The organism is Archangium sp., from assembly GCF_036389735.1.
Taxonomy (GTDB): domain Bacteria; phylum Myxococcota; class Myxococcia; order Myxococcales; family Myxococcaceae; genus Archangium.
Genome location: NZ_DASVWK010000932.1, coordinates 1 through 6,723, shown reverse-complemented (window position 1 = coordinate 6,723; position 6,723 = coordinate 1). Strand labels below are relative to the sequence as shown.

5 protein-coding genes and 1 pseudogene are annotated in these 6,723 nt (G+C 67.9%); all 6 read right to left on the bottom strand.

What is annotated here, in order from left to right; translation table 11 throughout:
• Positions 1-838 (bottom strand): annotated as a pseudogene (locus VF794_RS32995) (hypothetical protein); the annotation flags it as partial.
• Between the two features lie 185 nt (positions 839-1,023).
• Complete coding sequence (locus VF794_RS32990; protein WP_331117091.1) at positions 1,024-1,293, bottom strand: DUF5985 family protein; 270 nt, start codon at positions 1,291-1,293, stop codon at positions 1,024-1,026.
• On the bottom strand, positions 1,290-1,547 hold the full coding sequence (locus VF794_RS32985; protein ID WP_331117090.1) for a DUF5985 family protein: 258 nt from the start codon (positions 1,545-1,547) through the stop codon (positions 1,290-1,292). Before VF794_RS32985 ends, VF794_RS32990 begins: the two co-directional genes overlap by 4 nt.
• A gap of 2 nt (positions 1,548-1,549) precedes the next feature.
• Positions 1,550-1,942: a hypothetical protein gene (locus VF794_RS32980; RefSeq protein WP_331117089.1), complete on the bottom strand. Its 393-nt coding sequence runs from the start codon at positions 1,940-1,942 to the stop codon at positions 1,550-1,552.
• A 55-nt stretch (positions 1,943-1,997) separates the two neighbouring features.
• Positions 1,998-3,557 (bottom strand): ATP-binding protein, encoded by a 1,560-nt coding sequence (locus VF794_RS32975; protein ID WP_331117088.1) that lies wholly within the window; start codon positions 3,555-3,557, stop codon positions 1,998-2,000.
• A gap of 5 nt (positions 3,558-3,562) precedes the next feature.
• Positions 3,563-6,723 (bottom strand): response regulator (locus tag VF794_RS32970; protein ID WP_331117087.1); only part of this gene is annotated, 3,161 nt, incomplete at its 5' end.

The window sequence follows — 6,723 nt, the reverse complement described above, 5'->3', positions numbered from 1 at the left end:
GCACCGCGATCCCATGGTAGGCGTCGGTGAGCCGGAACTGGTGGCCCGAGGAGTCCTTGGCCGTGATGTGCGGATGCGTGTGCTCCAGCACTCCCGAGCACGCCCGTTGCCCGTTGCAGGTGGGGTTGGCCTGGTGGTTCGGGTCTCCCCACGCGAAGGCATGGTTGGCGCCGAACCACAGGTTGCCGTGCTTCTTGTCCCAGACGATGCGCAGGATGGAGCAGACCTTCTCGCGGCCACCCGCCTCCTCGCCAATCACCCCCGGACCAGAGGAGATGTCGTAGTGGACGACCTGGAGGCCCGTGTCCGTCAGCGTCACCTTGTCCGCGTCACCGCTCTTGTAGACGTTCGGGTTCTTGATGCCCTTGCCGCGGTAGTAGTTGCTCTCGCAGTCCGCCTGACCCTCGTAGCCCACGAACACCGTGCCCGCCGGCCCGCCCGCCACCGCGATGACCTTGAGGTACTTCGGTCCCACCGGCGCCTTCCCATTCGGCAGGTACCCATAGGGCCGCAGGCCATCGTCCATCGTGAAGCGCTGGAAGGTGCTGGCTCCCGGACGCAAGAGGAACAGGCCCTCCTCGCCCCCCGCCACCCACAGGTTGCCGCCCTCGTCCTCCGTGACGCCGTACACCTCCCGCGGCACGCCGTGCTCCGGGCCGTAGAACGTCCAGCCCCCTGCATCCGGGTAGACGACGCTGCCCGGTTCCACCGGAGGCGCCGCGCTCAGGCCCGCCTCGGTGTTGCCCTCATCCCACCGGGGCTGCTCGACGCCTCCGCATCCCAACGTCGCTCCCAACACCCCCGCCAGACTCCACCCCATCCATCGCCGCGCGCTCATACCCGGGTACGCCTCCGCCGCTCGCCGCCGGACATTCCGTCCAGTGCGCCACGGAAGCACCGCAAACACAGTGCCATGCGCAGGGGTAGGGCGAAGTGGGGCCGTGAACGACGGGTGGGAACTCCCGTCTCCACCGGGAGCACTCCCCTTCCCTTCGTGAGCAAGCGCGCGGGCCGGGCCGGGCCCTACTTCTGGGAGCCGCCGCGCACCCAGTTCTTCTCCACGATGGCCACCAGGATGAGCACGAAGGCGGCCAGCCGGATGGAGTACGCCGCCACGAGGTGCTCGTTGCTGTCCTTCAGGTACAGATTCACCATGCGGTGCAGCGCCATCAGCCAGAACGAGACGGCGAAGTACGCGAAGAACCGGTCGTGCGTCTTCCTCCAGAACCGGAGGAAGAACAGCCCCGCGACCAGACACAGGGCGGACGTCATGCCGGAGAGGAAGTCGTTCATTCCGAATCCCACGTGAGTCCGAAGACCAGGAGCGCGAGCGACAGGAATCCGGAGAGGTGCCGGTAGAACAGCAGGTCCCGACCGGGAATCACGATCAGGTCAAACACCAGCAGGATGTTGTTCACCACGAGCCCGACGAAACAGAGGCTGCTCCACAGCAGCAGGGGCACCCGGTTCCGGGCATACCCTCGCAGCAGCAGCACCGCACAGGCCAGGCTGGTCACCGCGCACAGCAGGAATACCACGTCAGCCATTGTCATTCATCGTCCTTCCGGAGCCGGAAGGCATCGGCGAAGGTCCGGATCTTGTCGACGGGTTTGGAGAAGATGAAGTTGATGACCGTCACCCGGCGCTCGGAGTACGCCGTGGCGAGACCGGCCACCGCCACATCCAGCTTCTGGCTCTCCGGCGCATAGCGGTACTCGACCGGACTGCCCTGCCCCCGGGCCACGATGGCGGAATGCACCAGGTCGTCCATCCGCTCCCCCGCGGAGATGGGGGCGATTCGCAGCTCCCGCGCCACGGTCTCCGCCGTCCACACACGTCCCCTGTGCTGGTACAGCAGCAGGAGGATCTCCAGCTGCTCCACCGACTCGATGTGGTCGCCGATGAGGCGCCGGACGTCTTCGGGAAGGTCGTTGGATCGCAAACGTCATTCTCTTCTATCCACCTGCCCCGGCCGACCGCAAGGACGGAATTCGGCACTAGTGGTGAACGGACTGAACCGGCAGGCGGACGTGGAAGGTGCTTCCCTGGCCTTCAAGACCCTGGGACTCCGCCCAGATGCGGCCCCCATGCTGCTCGATGATGCCCTGGGAGATGGTCAGCCCCAGTCCGAGCCCGCCGTAGCGCGCTCCATGGGCCTGACCGAAGCGCTCGAAGATGACCGGCAGCTTCTCCGGGGGAATCCCGATGCCATGGTCGCGCACCCGCAGCACCACCTCGCCGCCGTCGACCCATGCCTGGAGATCCACCGACCCGCCCTGGGGCGAGTAGCGGATGGCGTTGGAGACCAGGTTGGTCACCACCTGCTCGATGCGGCCCGGGTCACCCCACATGACGAGCGTCTCGGGCACCTCCAACTGGAGTTGGTGCTGACAGGAGAGCGCCTGCAACCGCTCGCACGAGGCGCGCAGCAGCGGCACCAGATCCAACTCCTCCACGTCCAGCGAGAGCCGTCCGGTGAGCAGCCGGCTCACGTCCAGCAGGTCCGACACCAGCTTGGTCATCCGATCCACCTGCCGGTCCAACCCGTCGAACGCCCGGCGAGGCCCATCGGTCAGCTCGGCACCGAACTTCCGCTTGGCCAGCTGCACCTGCATCTTCGCCGCGGCCAGGGGCGTGCGCAGCTCGTGCGAGGCCGCGGCCAGGAAGGCGTCCTTGGCGGCGTTGGCCCGCGACAGCTCCACCTCCGACTGCTTCTGATCGTCGATGTCCGTGGCGGTGATGATCCACCCGGTGATGCGACCGCGCTCGTTGCGCTCCGGCACGGCGCGCCCCAGGAACCAGCGGTAGCTCTGGTCGCTGGCGCGACGCAGCCGGAACTGGACGTCGAAGGTGCGCGAGGTGAGCACGGACTGGCACCAGGCCGCGTGGACCTTGGCCCGGTCATCCGGATGCACCACCTCGGAGCGCCACAGGTCATCCACCGCCTCGGAGGGAAGACCCGACAGCTCCGTCCAGGCCCTGTTGCCGTAGCGCAGCGTGCCGTCCGGGCTGGCGGCGAACACGCACAGGGGCATGGCATCGCCCAGCAGGCGGTAGCGGTACGCGCTCTCGCGCTCCAGGGCCTCGCGCTCGCGCCGGCGCAGCAGGGCCTCCTGGCGCTTGAGCTGCTCCTCCTTGAGGAAGAGCTCCACGAAGACGCCCACCTTCGAGCGCAGGATTTCGGGCGCGAAGGGCTTGAGGACGTAGTCCACCGCGCCCTGGGCGTAGCCGCGGAACACGTGCGAGGCGTCCCGGCTGCGCGCGGTGAGGAAGATGATGGGGATGAAGCGCGAGCGCTCGCGCTCCTTGATGAGCCGGGCCGTCTCGAAGCCGTCCAGCCCGGGCATCTGCACATCCAACAGGATGAGGGCGAAGTCCTCTCGCAACAACTGGAGCAGGGCCTCCTCGCCGGAGTGGGCCTTCACCACCTCACCCAGGTCGCCGAGCGTGGCTTCCAGGGTGAGGAGGTTGGGAGCGTGGTCATCGACGACCAGGATTCGAGCGCGGGGCACTTCCGCCCGCGCCAGGAAACCATCGCCACCCTCGGTCCACGACATCGCTGTCATCTCGCTCCCGCACAAGGCTCCACCCATCGGCGAATCAGCTCCAGCAACCGTTCCGTGTCGACCGGCTTGGACAGGTAATCGGACGCGCCCGCTTCCAGGCACTTCTCGCGATCGTCCTTGAGGGCCCGTGCGGTGATGGCGATGACGGGGAGAGACGCCCACCGGGAGTCCGCGCGAATGGCACGCATGGCCTGGTAACCGTCCATCTCCGGCATCATCACGTCCAGCAGAACCACGTCCAGGTTCGGGTTCTTCTCCAGGATGTCCATGGCCGCCCGCCCGTCCTGGGCGAACGTCACGTGCATTCCGTGGCTCTCCAGAACGCTGGTCAGCGCGAAGATGTTGCGGGCGTCGTCATCCACCAGGAGCACCCGTCGGCCGGTGAGGGAGCGGGAGAGTTCCTTCACTTCCTCGGCGGCCACGCGGGACTGGTCGCCCACGCGGCGCAGGAAGCGGCCCACCTCGGCGAGCACCGCCTCGGGCGAGCGAGCGGCCGCCTCGAGCAGCACGGACTCGGCCGAGCGCCGCAGCCGCCGCTCGTCGTCCGGCAGGAGCTGCGAGCCGCTATAGAGGAGGACGGGGGGCAGCCGAGCGGGCCGGCGCACCAGCTCCACCAGCAGCTTCATTCCCCGCCCACCGGGTGAGGCGAGGTCCAGGGCCAGGGCGTCCACCTCACCGCGGTCCAAGGCCTCCACGGTGGCGGTCGACTCCAGCTCGCGCATCTCCAGCGGCTCACCCATGTCGACGAGCTGCTTCACGCACTCGCGCAGGTCCGGCTTGGGGTCCACCAGCAGCAGCCGCCGGGGCGCGCCGTTGGCCTTGAGCTCCAGGTGGCTGAAGGCCCCCTGGATGGCCTCGGAGGAGAAGGGCCGGTCCAGGTAGACGAAGCCCCTGCCAACGGAGGTGCCCCGCAGCCGGTCCACGCTCACCACCTGAATGGGGATGCGGCGGGTGCGCGGATCCCTCTTGAGGCGGTCCAGCACGCTCCAGCCGTCGATGACGGGCAGGCCGAGCTGGAGGACGATGGCGTAGGGCTTGAGCCGCTGGGCCAGCGAGAGCGCCACGTCGCCGCGCGTGGCCACCAGGGCCTTCAGACCGCTCTGGTGAGCGGTGGCCACCAGGCCGCGGGCGAACTCCACGTCGTCCACCGCCACCAACAACACGCGGTCATCGGCGCGCAGGTCATCCCGGTTGTCCACCAGGGGACGCGGGGCCGCGGTGCCCGGCACGTCATCGGCGGGCAGCAGCTCGCGCAGCATGGGGCTGTAGCCCCCGTCCAGATCGTCGCTCGGCTCTCCGCCGCGCTCGGGGCCGCTGTAGCTGCGCGGCAGGTACAGGGTGAAGGTGCTGCCCGCTCCGCGCGCGCTCTTCACGCGAATCTCACCGCCCAGCAGTCGCGCCAGCTCGCGGCTGATGGAGAGCCCCAGGCCGGTGCCGCCGTACTTGCGGCTGGTGGTGCCATCCGCCTGCTGGAAGGCCTCGAAGATGAGCTTCTGCTTGTCCTCGGGGATGCCGATGCCCGTGTCGACGACCGAGAAGGCCACCACCTGGTCGGCCTCCACCAGCTCGGGGGCGGCGAAGCGCTCCTCGGCGTCCGCCATGCGGATGCGCAGCGTCACCTGGCCCGCGCTGGTGAACTTGAAGGCGTTGGACAGCAGGTTCTTGAGGATCTGCTGCAGCCGCTTCGGGTCGGTGAAGACGGTGACCGGCACTTCCGGGCCCACCTCGGTGAGGAAGCCCAGGCTCTTCTGCTCGGCCACGGGGCCGAAGGTGCGCCGGGCGAAGTCCACCAGCTCGGCCACCGCCGAGTCGCGCGGCTCCACCTGCATCTTCCCCGCCTCCACCTTGGAGAGGTCGAGGATCTCGTTGATGAGGGACAGCAGGTCCCCACCCGAGGAGTAGATGGTCTCGGCGTACTCCACCTGCTTGCGGCTGAGGCTGGCGTCGGAGTTGTCCGCGAGCAGCTTGGCCAGCACCAACATGCTGTTGAGCGGCGTGCGCAGCTCGTGGGACATGTTGGCGAGGAACTCGCTCTTGTACTTGGAGATGAGCGAGAGCTGCTCGGCCTTCTCCTCCAGCGAGGCACGGGCCTGCTCCACCTCGCGGTTCTTCTCCTCCACCTTGATGTTCTGCTGCTCGAGCAGCTTGGCCTTCTCCTCCAGCTCGAGGGCCTGGGCCTCCAGCGCCGAGTTGGAGCGCTTGAGCTCCTCCTGCTGCTGGGTGAGCTCGCGCGACTGGCTCTGCAACTCGTTGGCGAGGCTCTGCGACTGCCGCAGCAGCTCCTCGGTGCGCATGTTGGCCATGATCATGTTCAGCACCACGCCAATGCTCTCGGTGAGCTGATCCAGGAAGATCTGGTGGATGGCGCTGAACGGGTGGAAGGAGGCCAGCTCGATGACGGCCTTCACCTCGCCCTCGAAGAGGACGGGCAGGACGATGAGGTTGAGGGGGCTGGCCTCGCCCAGGCCGGAGGTGATGCGGATGTAGTCCGCCGGCACGTGGGTGAGGAGGATGGTCTTCTTCTCCAGGGCGCACTGGCCCACCACGCCCTCGCCGAGGCGGAAGCGGTTGCCCACGTTCTTGCGCTCACGGTAGGCGTAGCTGGAGGTGAGCTTGGCCACCGGGTGGCTGTCCTCCACGTCCATGAGGAAGAAGGCGCCGTGGTGCGCGGACACCAGGGGCGTCAGCTCGGACATGATGAGCCGGGAGACGGCCTCCAGGTTCTTCTGGCCCTGCATCATGCCGGAGAACTTCGCGAGGTTCGTCTTGAGCCAGTCCTGCTCGGTGTTCTTCTGGGTCGTCTCCTTGAGGTTGACGATCATCTGGTTGATGTTGTCCTTCAGGGCGGCGACTTCGCCCTGGGCATCAACGGAGATGGACCGGGTCAGGTCACCCTTCGTCACGGCGGTGGCCACCTCGGAGATGGCGCGCACCTGGGACGTCAGGTTGCCGGCGAGCTGATTCACGTTGTCGGTCAGCTGCCTCCAGGCACCGCGGGCGCCGGGCACCTTGGCCTGACCGCCCAGCTTCCCTTCGATACCCACTTCGCGGGCCACCGTGGTCACCTGGTCCGCGAAGGTCCCGAGGGTGGTGGTCATGGAGTTGATGGTGTCCGCCAGCGCCGCGATCTCGCCCTTGGCCTCCACGCCCACCAGCT

Bases quoted from the DNA above. Each gene is read 5' to 3' on its own strand.
- VF794_RS32990 (WP_331117091.1), bottom strand. From the start codon at position 1,293: ATGAACGACTTCCTCTCCGGCATGACGTCCGCCCTGTGTCTGGTCGCG.
- VF794_RS32985 (WP_331117090.1), bottom strand. From the start codon at position 1,547: ATGGCTGACGTGGTATTCCTGCTGTGCGCGGTGACCAGCCTGGCCTGT.
- VF794_RS32975 (WP_331117088.1), bottom strand. From the start codon at position 3,557: ATGTCGTGGACCGAGGGTGGCGATGGTTTCCTGGCGCGGGCGGAAGTG.